The following is a 17,041-nucleotide window of genomic DNA, read 5'->3' on the forward strand; positions in this document are numbered from 1 at the left end:
TCCGCCCACCCTGCCACCCCGGGGGACGCGGTGGCGGCCCAAATAGGCAGCAGGGGCGATCAGTTGCGTCGAAAACCTATGCGATCATGAACGGCGATTTCCGGCCTCTTGCCGGATTCTCCTATTGATTGCAGAGGACCATGAAGTTCAACCCGATCGTCCGCGCCCGTCGCGGTCTGCTCGTGCTCGCCGCATCCCTCGGTCTCGTCTTCGGCGTCTCGGCCGTTCCGGCCCAGGCCGCGACCCTCCACTACGGGGGCACCGTCGAGATCCGCGCGGGCCACTCCGGCCAGTGCCTCGAGGTGGCGGACTGGAGCAAGGCGAACGGCGCGGCCGTCCGGCAGTGGCCCTGCACCGGTGGCGCCAACCAGAAGTGGGAGCTCTACTACTACACCAGCACGCCCGTCGGCGCGTGGTACTACCGGAACGCCAACAGCGGCAAGTGCCTGGAGATCGGCGGCTGGGGACGCAACAACGGTGCGACCGCCAACCAGTGGGACTGCCACTACGGCCTCAACCAGCTGTTCCACGGCGACGGCATTCTCTACATGGACTACGACTACGCCTGGAGCAAGTGCCTGGAGATAGCCGACTGGAGCACGCAGCCGGGCGCCCGCGCGCGGCTGTGGGACTGCCACGGCGGCGCCAACCAGAGCCTCACCAGGCGGGCCGTGTGACCCCCGGGCGGGCGTCGGGCACCTGCCCGGCGCCCGCCCGTCTCTCCCGGACCGTCAGGCCCCGGCGACCGACGCCAGGTAGGCCTCGGCCTTCTCGGGGTCGAAGAAGAAGTTCTCGAAGTCGGCCGGGTCGTTGAAGCCGTTCGCGAAGCGGTCGGCGACCGGCTGGAGGCCGCCTGCGGCGCCGAGCAGGTTGAGGACGTGCTCCGGCGGGACGCCGAGCATCGCGTTCGTCCACTTGGTGACGTGCTGGGCCGTGTCCCAGTAGCGGTCGAACGTGGCCTGCATCCACTCCTCGTCGAACGGCTTGTCGCCGTGCTCGACGATCGACGCCAGGTAGGCGGCGGCGCACTTGGAGGCCGAGTTCGAGCCCTGGCCGGTGATCGGGTCGTTGGCGACGACGACGTCCGCGACGCCCAGGACCAGACCGCCGCCGGGGAGGCGGCCGATCGGGTTGCGGACGGTCGGGGCGTAGCGGCCCGCGAGGGTGCCGTTGGCGTCGGTCAGCTCGACCTTCGTCGCGCGCGCGTACTCCCAGGGCGTGTACTTCTCCATCAGCTCCAGGGTCAGCGACAGGTGCTCCGCCGGGTCCTTGACGCCCTGGAAGACGTCGAGCGGACCGCCGGGGATGCCCTCCCAGAAGAGGATGTCCGCGCGGCCCGAGGTGGTCAGCGTCGGCATGACGAAGAGCTCGCCGACGCCGGGGACCAGGTTGCAGCGCACGGCGTCGAAGTCCGGGTGCTCGGGGCGCGGGCCGAGGCCGTGGACGTACGCGACGGCCAGCGCGCGCTGCGGCTCGCCGTACGGGGAACGGGCGGCGTCCCGGCCGAACATGGAGACCAGCTCGCCCTTTCCGGCGGAGACGAGCACCAGGTCGTACGTGCGGGAGAAGAAGTCCAGGTCGGAGACTGCGGCGCCGTGGATGACGAGCTGGCCGCCGCGCTGGGCGAAGGTCTCCATCCAGCCGGCCATCTTCACGCGCTGGTCGACGGACTGGGCGTAGCCGTCCAGCGTGCCGACCCAGTCGATCACACGCTGCGACTCCGGGCCGGCGACGGAGACGCCGAGTCCCTCGATCCGGGGGGCCTGGGACTCCCAGAAGTTGATGCCGAGGTCGCGCTCGTGCTGGAGCGCGGTGTCGAACATGCACTGGGTGGACATGACCCGGCCGGCCCGGATCTCGTCCGCCGTGCGGTTGGACATGAGGGTGACTTCGTACCCCTGCGACTGGAGTCCGAGGGCGAGCTGGAGACCGGACTGACCGGCTCCGACGATGAGTATCTTCCGCATGGCGGGTGTTCCTTACGAGGGGTCCGACTATTCGGGGGAGGATTCGAGCGCGTGCCCGACCATCGCGAGCAGGGTCTCGACGACGCTGTACCGCTTGCGCGCGTCCATGATCACGACGGGTACGTGCGGCGGCACCGTGAGGGCCTCCCGGACGTCCTCGGGCTCGAACCGCTCGGTGCCCTCGAAGTGGTTGACGGCGACGATGTACGGCAGCCCGCAGCTCTCGAAGTAGTCGAGGGCGGCGAAGCAGTCGGTCAGCCGGCGGGTGTCGGCGAGCACGATCGCGCCGATCGCGCCCCGCACCAGGTCGTCCCACATGAACCAGAAGCGCTGCTGGCCGGGCGTACCGAAGACGTACAGGACGAGATCGTCGTCGAGGGTGATCCGGCCGAAGTCCATCGCCACGGTCGTGGTGAGCTTCTCGGGCGTCGCGGAGAGATCGTCGGTCTCCTCGCTGGCCTGCGTCATCAGGGCCTCGGTCTGGAGCGGGGTGATCTCCGAGACGGCCCGCACGAAGGTCGTCTTGCCGACGCCGAACCCGCCCGCGACGACGACCTTGGTGGCTATGGGGGCCCGGGTGTGGTCGAGCTGCCAGTCCCGGGCGCCGTCCTCCGTGGAGACATCGGCGGGTCGGGGCTGTGCGGGAATTCCGGCGGACGCCGGGGCTGCGGCTTCAGAGACGGCGGAGTCCACTCAGCACCCTTTCGAGGAGCGCGCGGTCGGGCTGGCCGGTGCCGTGACCGGTCCCGTACACACGGATCTTTCCCTGGTCGGCCAGGTCGCTGAGCAGCACCCGGACGACACCCAGCGGCATCTTCAGGAGCGCCGAGATCTCCGCGACGGTACGCATCCGGCGGCAGATCTCGACGATGGCCCGCATCTCCGGCATGAGCCCGCGGGCGGGGCCGCCGTCCGTCAGCACCTTGCGCTCCGGCGCCGCCTCCAGCGCCGCGACGAACGTCTCGACGAGCAGGACGTGGCCGAAGCGGGTGCGGCCGCCGGTGAGGGAGTACGGGCGTACGCGCGCGGGGCGCCGGCCCTCTCCCCGTACCGGCAGCTTGTAGGCGTGGTAGACCGACGGCACAGACGTCACTGGGCGCTCTCCATCGATTTGCGCAGCTCACTGCGGAGTTCGGGGGTGAGTACGTGTCCGGCGCGGCCGACGAAGAGGGCCATGTGGTACGCCACGACGCTCATGTCGCAGTCCGGCTCGGCGTGCACGCCGAGCAGCGAGCCGTCGCTGATCGACATGACGAAGACGCTGCCCTCGTCCATCGCCACCATCGTCTGCTTGACCCCGCCGCCGTCCATCAGCCGGGCGGCGCCGACGGTGAGGCTTCCGATGCCGGAGACGATCGTGGCGAGGTCGGCGCTCGATCCCCTCGGGCCGGCCGGGCGCTTCTCGGCGGGCGCGGCGTTCTGAACCGCCGGGTCGGACGAGAGCAGGAGGAGTCCGTCGGAGGAGACGACGGCGACCGAACGGACCCCGGGCACCTCCTCGACGAGGTTGCCCAGCAGCCAGTGCAGATTGCGGGCTTCCCTGCTCAGTCCGAATGTTCCGGTCGCAGTCAACTGCGTGCCTCCTCGACTGTGTCCCCCGTCTTCTCCTCGGTACGCGCGGTGTCCACGGCCGCGTTCTCGGTCTCGCTCTCGGCCGTGGTCGCGGCCTTGGTCTCGGCCGTGGTCCCGGCCTTCGCGGTTTCGGTTCCGGGCGCGGTGGCCGCCCCGATCTCGGCCTCCACGTCGCGGCGCCCCTCCTTGGCCCCCTGGTGGAAGCCGCCGAGCCGGCGGCGCAGGGCCTCGGCGTCCACTCCGCCCGTACGGGGGGTGGGCGAGGTGTCGGCCTGCTGGACGATCCTCGGAGTGCGCTTGGGCAGGCCCTTGTCCGTGAGGCGCTGGGCGCCGGGGTCCGTCTCCTCGGAGGCGCGCTCGTGGGCGTCGGGCTCGGGCGGCGGGTCGGGCAGGCGGACCTGGAGGGTGGTCTCGGCGAGCGTCGGCTCGGCGGACTCCGTCTGTTCACCCTGCTGGGCGTGCTCGGCGGACTCGGCCTGTTCGCCGTGCTCGGCGGACTCGGCGGACGGGGCCGACGCGGCGGGCTCGGTCCGCTCCGGGGCGGGCTCGGCGCTCGCGGTGTTCCCGGCCACCTCCGCAGCCGCAGCCGCGTTCGTCTCCTCGGCCGCCGCCTCGAAGGCGCGCTCCGCGGCCTCCACGAGCGGGTCGCGGGTGCGGGACGGCAGGGTGTTGGAGTTGGCCTCGGCGACCGAGCCCGGAAGGTTCAGCGTGGGGGCCGCGCCCGCGACCGGGACGGCCGGCGGGCCCGCGGTCGGCGGGGCCGTCGGGAGGAGCGGGAGCGGCAGGACGACGACGGCCGCGATGCCCCCCTGCTTCTGCTCCCGCAGCTGCACCCGTACGCCGTGGCGCGCGGCGAGCAGGGCGGCGACGCGGATGCCGAGCCCCTCCCCCGCGACGTCGGCCGGGTCGGCCTCGGCGAGCCGGGCGTTCAGCTCGACGAGCCGGGACTCGGTCATGCCGATGCCCTCGTCCTGGACGGAGAGCATGACCTCGCCGGACTCCAGGAGCCAGCCGGAGAGCTGGACCTGGGTGTCGGGCGGCGAGAAGGAGGTGGCGTTCTCCAGGAGCTCGGCGATCAGGTGGCTGAGGTCGTCCGCGGCGAAGCCGGCGATCTGGGCGTGCGGCGGCAGGGACTGGATCGCGACCCGCTCGTACCGCTCGATCTCGCTGACGGCCGCGCGCAGCACGTCCACGAGCGGGACGGGCCCGGGGTGGCCGTGGACGTGCTCGTGGCCGGCGAGGACGAGGAGGTTCTCGCTGTGGCGGCGCATCACGGTCGCCATGTGGTCGAGCTTGAAGAGCGTCGCGAGCCGCTCCGGGTCCTGCTCGCGCTCCTCCAGCTTCTCGATCACCCCGAGCTGGCGCTCCACCAGACCGAGGCTGCGCAGCGAGAGGTTGACGAAGGTGTGGTGGACGCTGTGCCGGAGGCGTTCGAGCTCGGCGGTGAGGAGCGCGGTGTGGCCCTGGAGTTCGGCGCGCTGGGCGGCGAGCTCCGCGGTGAGGGCCTCGCGGGCTCCGCTGAGGTCGGCGCGCTCGCTGTCGAGCTGCGCGGTGCGCCGGCCGAGGTCGGCGAGCTTGCCGTGGAGGGTGTTGAGTGACCGGACGACCTGGGCGAACTCGTCGTTGCGGCCGGTGAAGCGGATCGGCTCCTCGGTCTCCGGCTCCGGGGCCGCGGCGAGGCGAGCGGCGCCGATGCGCAGGACGGCGAGCGGCCGGGTGAGGGTGCGGGCCACGTAGGTGGAGATGCCGATCGCGACGAGCAGGCAGCCGCCCAGGAAGGCGATGCGGACCTCGAGCGCGGTGACGTCGTCGTCGCGGAGCTGGGAGAGCCGCTCCACCCGGGTGGCGGCGAGGGCGGACTCGACGCCGCGCATCTGCTCGACACGGGCGGAGAGCGCGGCCTCCAGCTTCTCCGGGTCGGTCTTGCGCTCGGACTTGCTGAGCTCCGGCTGGTCGGTGAGGCGCGCCAGGAGCCGCTCGGCGTTCTTGACGTCGGGGCCGGTGACGGTGACGGCGAGGGAGTCGCGTCCGGCGCTGGAGGCGGCCTGGTCGAAGTCGGCGAGGGTGGCCAGTTCGCGGACCCGGGCCTGCTGGGCGGCGGCCGTGAGGGCGTTGCGGATCCGCTCGGCCTCGTCGGCGCCCTCCGCCTTTTCGGGGACGTACGTGCCGGTGACCGGGTCGTAGGTGACCCCGCTGGACTCGGGCTGGGGCACGGCCAGGGCGGCGAGGAGCAGTCCGCGTGTGGCGGACGCCTGCTCGACGGCGCGGCCGAGGGCGGCGGGCGCCCTGGTGTCCTGGGCGGCGCGGGCCGGGGTCTGTTCGGCGAGCTCGTCGGCGAGGGCCTGGAGCTTGGCGATGACGTCCGTGTACGCCTTGTGGGCCTCCAGGGCGGTGCCCTTGCCGGTGAGCGCGGTACGGCGGATGGAGGGCAGGCCCGCGAGGTCGCGGCGCAGCTCGGCGGGGGCGGCGGGCCGGATCTCGTCGATCTGGCGGTCGACGCGGGTGGACCGGGCGCTGGTGACCTGCCGCTTCTTGTCGCTGTCGCCCTTCTGCTCGTCGCGGCCCGCGGCGATGTACGCGACGACCTCGTCGCGCTCGTCGGCGAGGGAGTGCGCGAGGGTGATGGCCTGGCGGTCGAGTTCGGCGAGGGTGACCAGGCTCTGCGAGTCGGTCAGTGCGCCGGAGGCGGTGAGGACCGCGGGGGCGCCGGCGGCGAGGACGGTGACGCCGACGAGGGCGACTCCGGCGACGAGGCGGTTGCGGACGCGCTTGGACCGGCCCGGCTTCGCCTGCGGGGGCACTGTGGCGGAACCCGTGCCCGGCTGCGCGGGTACGACGGCGGGGCCCGTGGCGTCACCCGTGCTCAGCGGGTCACCGGGGGCCTGGCTCCGGCTGCCGTTGTTGCTCCGAGGCCGCTTCTTCTGCACCGGTGCTCGCATTCTCGACTCGTCCGCCCATGAAGCAGAGGTGACGACCGGTCATGTGTTAGAGCGCCCCCACCCCTGGTACGGCTTCCGACCATTCCAGCGCTTCTGGGAAGGGGACGCGCATCGGCCGCTCCGCCACCCGAACGAGTGAACAACACTCCTGAGTTGGGGAACAACTCCCGGCGGCGCGTTCCGCGCGTCCGCGCGGTGCGCCGGTTGGATCTTCCGCCCGGCCTTTGGCAGGATGCCCGCCCGCAGCTTGCCGGAGGTTCCGCTTCCGCCTCTCGGGCGGCCCTGGAGAGCCTGGTGCAGGCCCCGTTCGCCCCTATGGAGACGCCGTGAAGGTGCCGTGCGGGCCCGGTCGGCCGGAGGCAGACTGGGGATCATGCGCACCGAAGCCGCCACCCTCCCCGGCCGCCCCGAACACCCCAACGAGGACTGGGCGGCCACGACTCTTCCCGCCTCGGGCGCGGGCGGGACGGTGGTGGTCCTCGACGGGGTGACACCGCCGGCGGGGGATGACGGTTGTGTGCACGACGTGCCGTGGTTCACCGCCCGCCTCGGTGGCGCGCTGACCGAACTGTCCGCTTCGCGGCGTGACATGACGCTGGACGGGATCCTCGCGGAGGCAATCCGGCGCACCGCGGACGCCCACCGCGACAGCTGTGACCTTTCTCACGTCCGCACGCCCCAGGCGACCGTGGCGATGGCGCGCTGGGACGCGGCAGCCGTCGAGTACCTGGTGCTGTCGGACGCCGTGCTCCTCCTGGCGGCGCCGGACGGGTCCGTACGCGCGGTGCTGGACGACCGTCTCGACCGGATCCCGGACACGGTCAGGCGTTCGCTGGAGGCCACGGACCGGCTGCGGAACCGCGAGGGCGGCTTCTTCACGGCCGCGGCGGACCCGGACGTGGCACGGCGGGCGGTCACCGGAACGGCGCCCCGGGCGGCCGTACGGGCGCTGGCGGCACTCACGGACGGGGCGGCGCGCTGGGTGGAGGTGTTCGGGCAGGGCGACTGGGCGGACTGCATGGGGGTGCTCGGCGAGGAGGGCGCGCACGGGCTGCTGGCGCGCGTCCGGTCGCTGGAGACGGAGGGCGGGGCGGCGGGCCGGACCCTTCGCCGGAAGCGCCACGACGACGCGACGGCGGTGTACGCGGTCCTCTGAGACGGCCCCGCCCTGCCTGCCCCTGCCTTCCCGTGCGGGGCCCTTTCGGCCGAGGGGGCCTGTGCGGGGCTCGGCCTCGGCGCGGGGCTCAGCCCTCGGCGCGGGTGTTCAGCTGATGGAGCAGGCGCGCCAGTTCGGCGACCTCGCCGCGGTCCCAGTCGGCGAGCTTCCGGACGTACCGCCCGCGCCGTGCGTCCCGTACCCGCCGGAAGCGGAGCCGGCCCTCCTCGGTCAGCCGGACGAGCGAGGCGCGTCCGTCGGCGGGGTCGGGGTCGCGGGCGACGAGTCCGAGCTCTTCGAGGGCGCGCAGCTGGCGGCTCATGGTCGCCTTGCCGACGCCGAAGTAGCCCGCCAGTTCGGTGGCGCGCTGGGGCCCGGTGTCGTCGAGCCGTACGAAGAGTCCGTACGCGGAGGATTCGAGCTCGGGATGGACCTCGCGGGCCATCTCACCGGACTGGGCGCGGGCGCGGCGCAGAAAGACCGCCAGTTCCCGTTCCAGGGCGAGGAATTCCTGGTCCACACCACTCCTCGCCGTGGGCTCGCCTTCACTCCCCGTACCGCTTCCGTGCACGTCAGCACCCCTCGCGCGCTTTCCGGTCGCTGAAAGTTTCTTTCGTCCGCGGTCATCGCCGCAGCTCCTTCAGTATTTCGCAGGCGTAGACCAACGGCGGCACCCGGCCCCCCTTCCGCCGAACCGGTCTACGTGCGTAGCGTCATCGGTGACATGTCCACACCAGGACTGTCCCGGCACGCTCCCCCACCGAGCCTTTCGGAGGCACGCAATGCCCGTGCACAGATCCGGAAAGACCCTCGCCGGCGCCGCCCTCGCGGCCCTGGCCCTCCTCCTGCCCCTCACCCTCTCCGGCCCGGCGAACGCGGCCGACGCCGAGGCCGTTCCCCCACGCGGCTCCGCCCACATGGGCATGGGCGTCGTCGAGCACGACGGCCGAGGCGGCACACCCGGAACGCCCCGGGCCGCCCAGACCGAAGGCGTGGACGTCTCCAGCCACCAGGGGAACGTGGCCTGGTCGACGCTGTGGAACAGCGGGGTGAAGTGGGCCTACGTCAAGGCGACGGAAGGCACCTACTACAAGAACCCCTACTTCGCGCAGCAGTACAACGGTTCGTACAACGTGGGCATGATCCGCGGCGCGTACCACTTCGCCACCCCGGACACGACCACGGGTACGGCGCAGGCCGACTACTTCGTCAACAACGGCGGCGGCTGGTCCGGGGACGGCAGGACCCTGCCCGGCGCGCTGGACATCGAGTGGAACCCGTACGGCGCGACCTGCTACGGCAAGTCGCAGTCGGCGATGGTCACGTGGATCCGTGACTTCCTCAACCGCTACAAGGCGCGGACCGGCCGGGACGCGGTGATCTACACGGCGACGAGCTGGTGGACGCAGTGCACGGGCAACTACGCCGGCTTCGGCGCGAGCAACCCGCTGTGGATCGCGCGGTACTCCTCGACGGTCGGCACGCTGCCGGCCGGCTGGCCGTACTACACGATGTGGCAGTACACCTCGACCGGTCCGACGGTCGGCGACCACAACCGCTTCAACGGCGACCTCTCGCGCGTGCAGGCGCTGGCGAACGGCTGAGCCGGCCTTCGCCCTCGTCCGGCGGTCTTCGGGGTGCGCGGCGGCGCGCCCGGGAGACCGCCTCCGCGTTTCCGGCTCCTCGGCCCCGGCCTTCCTCCGTCCCGGACTTCCTCCGTCCCGGCCTTCCTCCGTCCCCGCCTTCCTCCGTCCCGGCCTTCCCCTCTCCCGGTCATTTTCGCTCCCCCTCTTGCCGATTGGTATGGACCAATGCGAGTCTCTGGGGCGACGCGTGCGGCTTTCAACTTCCGTACGCCACCCGCTCATTGCTCGTTCCGTCCTCCCCCACGCACGAGAGAGAGCCCCGACATGCCGTCCTCGTACCGCCGCACCGCCGCAGCCGTCACCCTGTCCGCGGCCGCGCTGATCCCCCTCACCCCGTCCGCCGCGGGCGCGCACGGCGCCGTCTTCAACCCGGTGAGCCGGGTCGCGGCCTGTTACGCGGAGGGGCCCGAGTCCCCCGACTCCCAGGTCTGCAAGGACCTCGTCGCCGACTCCGGCACCCAGCCGCTCTACGACTGGAACGAGGTGAACATCGCCAACGCGAACGGGCAGCACCAGGTGGTCATCCCCGACGGCAAGCTCTGTTCGGCCAACCGCGAGAAGTACCGCGCGCTGGACTGGGCCCGGACGGACTGGCCCGCGACGGCGGTCGGGGCGGGCTCCTTCGACTTCAAGGTCCGGGTCACGGCGGCGCACTCGGGCACCATGACCGTCTACATCACCAAGCAGGGCTTCGACCCCACGAAGCCGCTGAAGTGGTCGGACCTGGACGCGACGCCCGTGGCCGCCTACGCCACGCCGCGCACGTCGGCGGACGGCTACTACAACTTCACCGGCACCCTGCCCGCGCGCACCGGCCGCCACATCGTCTACAAGGTCTGGCAGCGCAACGACAGCCCGGAGGCGTTCTACAGCTGCTCGGACGTCACCTACGGCGGTACGACGACGGTGGCGGGCTCGGCGCCGAGCGAGGCCAGGATCGCGGCGGGCACGGACCGTTCGACGGTGAGCCACGCGGGCCACGGCGGCGACGAGCAGGCCCCGGCGCTCTCGGCCGAGGCCGCACGCACCTCCCCGTCCCCTCTCCCCCTGGCTCTCGCGGGCGCGGGCGCACTGGCGGCCTTCGGCGCCGGCAGCCTGCTCCTGACGCGGCGCCGGAACGTTTCGTGACGGCCGCGGCGGGCCGGCACGCGTCCCGTCAGATGCTCCGGCCCGTCGTGGAGGCGAATCCCAGCCAGGTGTGACGGTTGTTCCACCAACACCAGCCGACCTTCGGAGCGTTGCGCCGCTCACGGCCGTCCCGCCCGGTTCCGTTGCTGATCCAGATCGCCGGCGTGCGTGCGTCGAAGGCGCCGTTCGCCTTGCGGAGCCGGGAGCCGATGGTCATGAAGCAGAGGTTCCGCTCCAGGGCCGCCGGCTGCTGAAGGACCCAGTGGATGCCCTCGCTGAGCAGCAGCGGGGTGCGGTCCTTCTCGGCGAGGGCGGGCAGCGCCTCGTCCGGGCTCCAGTTGGACATGTGGTCTCCGCGGTCGACGCCGGAGACGAGGTAGAGGGGAGCGTCGGGCAGCTCCACGGTGTCGAGCGGCGCGAAGTCGTCGACGTCGGGCATGTCGACGACGACGAAGCCGGGCTTGTCGTCACGGCGGAGCAGGGGCGCGAGGGCGGAGGCGGGCGCGCGGTCGGGGTGCACGGCGAGCAGGACGTCCGCCCGTCCGCCGCCCGCACCCGTGGCGAAGGCACGCACCTCGTCCGCCGGAACCCCGGCCAGTTCGTGCACCCCGAGTTCGATCAGCCGCTCCGCCTGGGCGGTGAGCGACGGGAGGGCGTGCGGGCTGGGGCTCGTCGACGGCGTCTCGGTCAAGGCACTCCTCGGTTCGTGGTGCGAGTGGCGGCCAGAGCGTCAACGGAGCGTCCTCCCGCAATGTTCCCTCCATGCGCGGCCACGGACACGAGGAGCGGGGCGCCCCGGTGAGGGGCGCCCCGCTTTCTCGTACCGCCGGAACCGCTTACGCGGCCGCGCTCACCGCCACCTCCGCAGGGGCGAGGGCGATCTCCAGGACCTGGCGGACGTCCGTCACCGGGTGGACCTCCAGCTTCTCCAGGATCTCGGCCGGGACGTCGTCCAGGTCCGCCTCGTTCCGCTTCGGGATCACGACCGTCGTGATGCCGGCCCGGTGGGCCGCGAGCAGCTTCTGCTTCACACCGCCGATCGGGAGGACCCGGCCGGTCAGCGACACCTCACCGGTCATCGCCACGTCCGTCCGGACCAGCCGGCCGGAGAGCAGCGACGCGAGCGCCGTCGTCATGGTGATGCCCGCGCTCGGGCCGTCCTTCGGCACCGCGCCCGCCGGGAAGTGGATGTGCACGCCCCGGTCCTTCAGACCGGTCACGGGCAGCTCCAGCTCCGCGCCGTGCGACCGCAGGAAGGAGAGCGCGATCTGCGCGGACTCCTTCATGACGTCGCCCAGCTGGCCCGTCAGGGTGAGTCCCGCCGCGCCCGTCTCCGGGTCGGCGAGCGACGCCTCCACGAAGAGGACGTCACCGCCCGCGCCGGTGACGGCGAGCCCGGTCGCCACGCCCGGCACCGCCGTGCGGCGCTCGGCCGGGTCCTGGGCGGACTCCGGGATGTGGTGCGGACGCCCGATCAGCCCGCGCAGATCGTCGACGCCGACCGTGAACGGCAGCTCCCGGTCGCCCAGTTCGTGCTGCGCCGCGACCTTCCGCAGCAGCCGCGCGATGGAGCGCTCCAGGGTCCGTACGCCTGCCTCACGGGTGTACTCGCCCGCCAGCTTCCGCAGCGACGCGTCCTCCAGGACCACCTCGCCCGGCTCCAGACCCGCGCGCTCCAGCTGCCGGGGCAGCAGGTGGTCGCGGGCGATGACGACCTTCTCGTCCTCCGTGTACCCGTCCAGGCGCACCAGCTCCATCCGGTCGAGCAGCGCCTCCGGGATGGCCTCCAGGACGTTCGCCGTCGCCAGGAAGACGACGTCGGAGAGGTCGAGTTCGACCTCCAGGTAGTGGTCGCGGAAGGTGTGGTTCTGCGCCGGGTCGAGGACTTCGAGGAGTGCGGCCGCGGGGTCGCCGCGGTAGTCGGAGCCGACCTTGTCGATCTCGTCGAGCAGGACCACCGGGTTCATCGACCCGGCCTCCTTGACCGCCCGTACGATCCGGCCCGGCAGCGCGCCGACGTACGTCCGCCGGTGGCCGCGGATCTCCGCCTCGTCCCGTACGCCGCCGAGCGCGACCCGGACGAACTTCCGTCCCATCGCGTGCGCGACCGATTCGCCCAGCGACGTCTTTCCGACACCGGGCGGGCCGACCAGGGCCAGGACGGCGCCGCCGCGACGGCCGCCGACGACCCCGAGCCCGCGCTCGGCGCGCCGCTTGCGCACCGCCAGGTACTCGGTGATCCGTTCCTTCACGTCGTCCAGGCCTGCGTGCTCGGCGTCGAGGATCGCCTTGGCGCCCTGGATGTCGTACTGGTCCTCGGTCCGTTCGTTCCACGGCAGTTCGAGGACGGTGTCGAGCCAGGTGCGGATCCAGGAGCCCTCCGGGGACTGGTCGCTGGACCGCTCCAGCTTCTCGACCTCCTTGAGGGCCGCCTCCCGTACGTTCTCGGGCAGGTCGGCGGCCTCGACACGGGCCCGGTAGTCGTCGGACTCGTCGCCGTCGGTCTCGCCGTTGAGGTCGCGCAGCTCCTTGCGTACGGCATCGAGCTGGCGCCGCAGCAGGAACTCGCGCTGCTGCTTGTCGACGCCCTCCTGGACGTCCTTCGCGATGGACTCGGCCACGTCCTGCTCGGCCAGGTGCTCGCGGAGCTGGGCCGTGGCGAGCTTGAGGCGGGTGACCGGGTCGGCGGTCTCCAGGAGCTCGACCTTCTGCTCAAGGGTGAGGAAGGGCGAGTAGCCGGAGTTGTCGGCGAGGGCGGAGACGCCGTCGATCTGCTGGACGCGGTCCACGACCTGCCAGGCGCCGCGCTTCTTCAGCCAGCTGGTGGCCAGCGCCTTGTACTCCTTGACCAGCTCGGTCACGGAGCCGGGCAGCGGGTCGGGCAGGACCTCCTCGACGACGGTTCCCTCGACCCAGAGAGCGGCGCCGGGGCCCGTCGTACCGGCGCCGATCCTGACGCGGCCGCGACCCCGGATGAGCGCGCCGGGGTCGCCGTCGGACAGGCGGCCGACCTGTTCGACGGTGCCGAGGACGCCGGTCCCGGCGTACGTCCCGTCGACCCGGGGCACGAGGAGCACCCTGGGCTTGCCGGCCCCGGAACGGGCGGCGGCCTGGGCGGCCTCCACCGCGGCGCGTACGTCGTTGTCGGACAGGTCCAGCGGCACCACCATTCCGGGCAGCACGACCTCGTCGTCGAGCGGCAGCACGGGCAGAGTGAGCGGCACGGACGCCATGGACTCAGCAGCCATGATCTCCCCTTCGGCAGTCAAGTTGAGCTATGTGGACTCAATGCACATGAGCCTTGGGTTGTTCCCCGAGCGGCGTTCGCTCTGAGCGATCGGGACACGGCAGGACGTATCGGTGTCGGCCGGCCGTAGGCTGGCTGCCACCGCGAGAAAGAGGAGACCCAGGTGACCGAGGTGACGACCGGGACGACGCGGGCGCGGGTCATGGCCGACCTGGCCGCGCTCGAGGACCCGAAGATGCGCGCGGCGAACGAGAAGCGCGGCGACGATCACGGCGTGAACCTCACCCGGCTGCGCGCGCTCGCGAAGGAGCTCGGGACGCAGCAGGATCTCGCCCGCGAGCTCTGGGCGACGGACGTCACCGCCGCGAGGCTCCTGGCGCTGCTGATCTGCCGCCCGAAGGCGTTCGAGCGGGACGAACTGGACACCATGGTGCGCGAGGCACGCGCCCCCAAGGTGCACGACTGGCTCGTGAACTACGTGGTGAAGAAGAGCCCGCACGCCGAGGAGCTGCGCCTCGCCTGGTCGGCGGACCCGGACCCCGTGGTCGCGAGCGCCGGCTGGGCGCTGACCGCCGAGCGCGTGGTGAAGAAGCCCGCCGGTCTCGACCTCGACGGACTGCTCGACGTCGTCGAGGCCGAGATGAAGGACGCACCCGACCGGCTGCAGTGGGCGATGAACACCTGCCTGGCCCAGATCGGGATCCAGCACCCCGGGCACCGCGCCCGCGCGGTCGGCATCGGCGAGCGCCTGGAGGTCCTCAAGGACTACCCGACCGCCCCGAACTGCACCTCTCCGTTCGCCCCCACCTGGATCGCCGAGATGGTGCGCCGCCAGGAGATCAGCAAGGCGTGACGCACGGGGGGCGGGGCACTCCGGGGCGGGGGTGGCTTCGCCTCGTACGACGGGCCGGCACCCGGCGTATCGGGAAAAGACACGCGGAACTGCAACCTCCGCACCCCTCCGATGCGTTCACCGGTCGTGACGACGAGTTATCCCGGGTGCGGGCAGTGCACCGAGGACCGGCCGGCGGTCGAGGACGACGGGTGCGACGGGCAGCTCGTCCACGCCGTCGCCGACGGCGACAAGGACGCGCTGTCCCGGCTCTTCGCCCGGCACGCAGGCCCCCTCTTCGCCCATCTCCTCAACCGCGGCTTCCCCGCCCAGACCGTCGAGGACGCCGTCCAGGAGACCTTCCTGACCGTGTGGAAGAGCGCCTCCGGCTTCCACGAGGGGAGCGTCCCCGCCTGGCTGCGGCGAATAGCCCACTGTCGTGCGATCGACCTCGAAAGGGCCGCCGGCCGCCAGCGGGCCCTCGCCGACCGGGCCCGCGAGCACACACCCGCCTCCGCCGGAGCCGCGCCCTCGGCGGAGGACTGCCTGCTGGCCTCATCGCCCCGTTACGCGGCCGTCGCCTACGCGCTCGCCGGGCTCCCAACCCGGCAGCGCGAGGTCATCGAGCTGCGCTACCTCCAGCACTACAGCGTCCGCGAGACCGCCGAGCGCCTGGCCGTCCCCGAGGGCACGGTCAAGGCCCGCGCAGCCCGCGGCTGCGCCCGGCTGCGCGAGTGGATCGTGGCCCAGGGCGAGGCGGAGTCGAGGGACGACGCCCGGGGGAACGGCGGCCCGGGCCCCGGCGGAGGAGGTGCCCATGACCGCGACCGGGTCCCCCGCCCCCGCCCCTGACCGGGCCCCCGCCCCCACTCCGCCCCCCACTTCCGAAAGCGGCCCCCGCATGACCGAGCTCTCTCCCCCCGCCACCCCCACCTCCGCGCCCGCCTCCGCCTCCGCGCCCGCACGGCATCGGCATCTGCCCGCGGACTGGGTGGGGGCGTACGCCCGCGGGGAGCTCTCCCCCGAAGTCCTCGGCCACGCCGAGGCCCATCTCGAACGGTGCGGGGCGTGCGCGGACGCCGTCGACCGGGCGGTACGGAGCGGGCCGCACGGTCCTCGCCTCGACGCCGCGCTCGCGACCCTGGTCAACCGGGTCGGGTGAGGGCAGGATCGTGGCCATGACGCTCAAGGGCGGTAACGCGAGGCTCTGGGCCGCGACGGCGGCACTGGTTCCGGTACTGGCACTGACCGGCTGCGGCGACCAGGCCACCCCACCGGGGCCGGCCGCGCCCCGGGAGGGAAGCCCGGCATCGGTACCGGCTCCGGACCGGACCGGCGACGTCTCCGCCCCGCCGGTCCCGACCGCGACGGACGGGACCGTGCGCAACGACCACGAGCCCGGTCCGCGCGAGGTCCTCGTCGAGGTGAACGTCAACGGCGGTCTCGCCGGCGTCCGCAACCAGCTGGTCGTCCACTACGACGGCAGCTACACCACCCGCTCCGGGACGGAGGAGCCGCGCACGGGCCGTATGACCGCCGCCGAAGTGGCCGAGCTGCGCGCGGCGCTGGAGGACCCGGCCTACGCGAAGGTGCCCGCCCGGCCGACGGGAGGCACGGTCCAGGACGGTTTCCAGTACGTCTTCACGTACCGGTACCGCGTCGTCGTCGCGGCGGACGGCGAGCGCCCTCCCGCCCTGCAGCGCGTCTTCGAGGCCCTGCCCGACGGCGGCCCCCCGACCGGACCGTGAAGAACCGGACCCTGAAGAACCGGGCCCTGACGGCCGGACGGTGACGGCCGGACCGCGACGGACCGGACCGTGACGGCCGGACGGTGACGGCCGGACCGCGACGGACCGGACCCTCACGGGGCCCCGGGGAGCCCCTCCCCCGTCGCCGAGATCCCTCTCAACTGACGGTCCAGGTAGGCCCGTACGCGCCCGGGCATGTCCATCGCCCCGGGATCGAGCGCCCACTGGAGCTGCAGACCGTCCATGACGGCGAGCTGCTCCTGCGCGACGGCCCGGCAGTCGACGCCCTCCCGCAGCTCCCCGCGCCGCACCGCCGCCTCCATCAGGTCGAGGGTGTGGCGCAGCACGCGCGCGTACCGCTCCTTGAAGTACGTGTGCGCGGGATGTCCGACGTTGCCCGACTCTCCGACCAGGACGTTGAACATCCGCACGATGCCGGGGCGCCGGGTGTTGTCCTCGACGAGACCGACGACGGTCTCCAGGTACGCGGTGTAAGACTCCGGTTCCTCGGCGAAGAGGCGCTCGACGTCGTGCTGCTCGCTCTGCGCGAGGACCGAGAGCAGAAGGTCCTCCTTGCTGCGGAAATGGTGCAGGAGTCCACCCTGGGTGATGCCGCAGTCGTTGGCGATCCGGGCGAGCGAGGAGGCGTGGAAGCCCCACCGGCCGAAGTGTTCGACGGCGGTGTCGAGGATCTTCCGGCGGCGCTCGTCGCCCACCGCGTAGCTGCCCCTGCCCGCGCCCGCGCGGGTCGATCGGCCCTTGTTCTCCGGCATGCGGCCACCCTAGACGCTGTCCGAAATCCGCCC

17 protein-coding genes are annotated in these 17,041 nt (G+C 72.5%); 8 read left to right on the plus strand and 9 right to left on the minus strand.

The window, feature by feature from the left end; translation table 11 throughout:
• The first annotated feature begins 140 nt into the window (after positions 1-140).
• Positions 141-677, plus strand: a complete 537-nt coding sequence (locus tag ACFVGW_RS23960; protein ID WP_385853402.1) for an RICIN domain-containing protein — start codon at positions 141-143, stop codon at positions 675-677.
• A gap of 54 nt (positions 678-731) precedes the next feature.
• Here the strand turns inward: ACFVGW_RS23960 and ACFVGW_RS23965 are convergent, their stop codons facing one another.
• Genes ACFVGW_RS23965 through ACFVGW_RS23985 form a run of 5 tightly spaced genes read right to left on the minus strand, consistent with a single transcriptional unit; the run spans position 732 to position 6,478 of the window.
• The gene (locus ACFVGW_RS23965; protein WP_383221934.1) at positions 732-1,967 is read right to left on the minus strand and encodes a styrene monooxygenase/indole monooxygenase family protein; all 1,236 of its coding nucleotides are present in this window, start codon (positions 1,965-1,967) and stop codon (positions 732-734) included.
• Positions 1,968-1,994: 27 nt separating this feature from the next.
• Positions 1,995-2,660, minus strand: coding sequence for an ATP/GTP-binding protein (locus ACFVGW_RS23970; protein WP_352189031.1), 666 nt, complete (start codon positions 2,658-2,660; stop codon positions 1,995-1,997).
• Positions 2,641-3,060 (minus strand): DUF742 domain-containing protein, encoded by a 420-nt coding sequence (locus tag ACFVGW_RS23975; RefSeq protein WP_352189032.1) that lies wholly within the window; start codon positions 3,058-3,060, stop codon positions 2,641-2,643. Before ACFVGW_RS23975 ends, ACFVGW_RS23970 begins: the two co-directional genes overlap by 20 nt.
• Entirely contained in the window at positions 3,057-3,539 is a 483-nt protein-coding gene (locus tag ACFVGW_RS23980) for a roadblock/LC7 domain-containing protein (RefSeq protein ID WP_352189033.1), read from the minus strand. Before ACFVGW_RS23980 ends, ACFVGW_RS23975 begins: the two co-directional genes overlap by 4 nt.
• Positions 3,536-6,478, minus strand: a complete 2,943-nt coding sequence (locus tag ACFVGW_RS23985; protein ID WP_385853403.1) for a nitrate- and nitrite sensing domain-containing protein — start codon at positions 6,476-6,478, stop codon at positions 3,536-3,538. The genes ACFVGW_RS23980 and ACFVGW_RS23985 overlap by 4 nt, the downstream gene beginning before the upstream one ends.
• A gap of 373 nt (positions 6,479-6,851) precedes the next feature.
• Between ACFVGW_RS23985 and ACFVGW_RS23990 the strand changes: the two genes are divergently transcribed.
• Positions 6,852-7,634, plus strand: a complete 783-nt coding sequence (locus ACFVGW_RS23990; RefSeq protein WP_385853404.1) for a hypothetical protein — start codon at positions 6,852-6,854, stop codon at positions 7,632-7,634.
• A gap of 88 nt (positions 7,635-7,722) precedes the next feature.
• Here ACFVGW_RS23990 and ACFVGW_RS23995 read toward each other — a convergent pair whose 3' ends face one another.
• Entirely contained in the window at positions 7,723-8,205 is a 483-nt protein-coding gene (locus ACFVGW_RS23995; RefSeq protein ID WP_352189036.1) for a MarR family transcriptional regulator, read from the minus strand.
• A 211-nt stretch (positions 8,206-8,416) separates the two neighbouring features.
• Between ACFVGW_RS23995 and ACFVGW_RS24000 the strand changes: the two genes are divergently transcribed.
• Both ACFVGW_RS24000 and ACFVGW_RS24005 read left to right on the plus strand, forming a co-directional pair.
• Positions 8,417-9,238, plus strand: a complete 822-nt coding sequence (locus ACFVGW_RS24000) for a lysozyme (protein ID WP_385853405.1) — start codon at positions 8,417-8,419, stop codon at positions 9,236-9,238.
• Positions 9,239-9,544: 306 nt separating this feature from the next.
• Positions 9,545-10,408 carry a lytic polysaccharide monooxygenase gene (locus tag ACFVGW_RS24005; protein ID WP_385853406.1) on the plus strand — a complete coding sequence of 288 codons (864 nt, stop codon included), beginning with the start codon at positions 9,545-9,547 and terminating at the stop codon, positions 10,406-10,408.
• A 28-nt stretch (positions 10,409-10,436) separates the two neighbouring features.
• On the opposite strand, the gene ACFVGW_RS24010 is transcribed toward ACFVGW_RS24005, so the two are convergent.
• Both ACFVGW_RS24010 and lon read right to left on the minus strand, forming a co-directional pair.
• Positions 10,437-11,099: a DUF5701 family protein gene (locus ACFVGW_RS24010; protein WP_385853407.1), complete on the minus strand. Its 663-nt coding sequence runs from the start codon at positions 11,097-11,099 to the stop codon at positions 10,437-10,439.
• Between the two features lie 145 nt (positions 11,100-11,244).
• Positions 11,245-13,656, minus strand: a complete 2,412-nt coding sequence (gene lon, locus ACFVGW_RS24015) for an endopeptidase La (RefSeq protein ID WP_385853408.1) — start codon at positions 13,654-13,656, stop codon at positions 11,245-11,247.
• Between the two features lie 201 nt (positions 13,657-13,857).
• Between lon and ACFVGW_RS24020 the strand changes: the two genes are divergently transcribed.
• From ACFVGW_RS24020 to ACFVGW_RS24035, 4 genes are all read left to right on the plus strand, one after another.
• Positions 13,858-14,508, plus strand: coding sequence for a DNA alkylation repair protein (locus tag ACFVGW_RS24020; protein ID WP_385853435.1), 651 nt, complete (start codon positions 13,858-13,860; stop codon positions 14,506-14,508).
• Between the two features lie 111 nt (positions 14,509-14,619).
• Complete coding sequence (locus ACFVGW_RS24025) at positions 14,620-15,339, plus strand: RNA polymerase sigma factor (protein WP_385853409.1); 720 nt, start codon at positions 14,620-14,622, stop codon at positions 15,337-15,339.
• A 49-nt stretch (positions 15,340-15,388) separates the two neighbouring features.
• Entirely contained in the window at positions 15,389-15,649 is a 261-nt protein-coding gene (locus ACFVGW_RS24030; protein WP_385853410.1) for a zf-HC2 domain-containing protein, read from the plus strand.
• 16 nt (positions 15,650-15,665) lie between these two features.
• Positions 15,666-16,235, plus strand: coding sequence for a hypothetical protein (locus tag ACFVGW_RS24035; protein ID WP_385853411.1), 570 nt, complete (start codon positions 15,666-15,668; stop codon positions 16,233-16,235).
• A 113-nt stretch (positions 16,236-16,348) separates the two neighbouring features.
• Here ACFVGW_RS24035 and ACFVGW_RS24040 read toward each other — a convergent pair whose 3' ends face one another.
• Positions 16,349-17,008, minus strand: a complete 660-nt coding sequence (locus tag ACFVGW_RS24040) for a TetR/AcrR family transcriptional regulator (RefSeq protein WP_383221918.1) — start codon at positions 17,006-17,008, stop codon at positions 16,349-16,351.
• Positions 17,009-17,041 lie beyond the last annotated feature (33 nt).

The sequence above is a fragment of the Streptomyces sp. NPDC127129 genome (genome assembly GCF_042671585.1).
Taxonomy (GTDB): domain Bacteria; phylum Actinomycetota; class Actinomycetes; order Streptomycetales; family Streptomycetaceae; genus Streptomyces.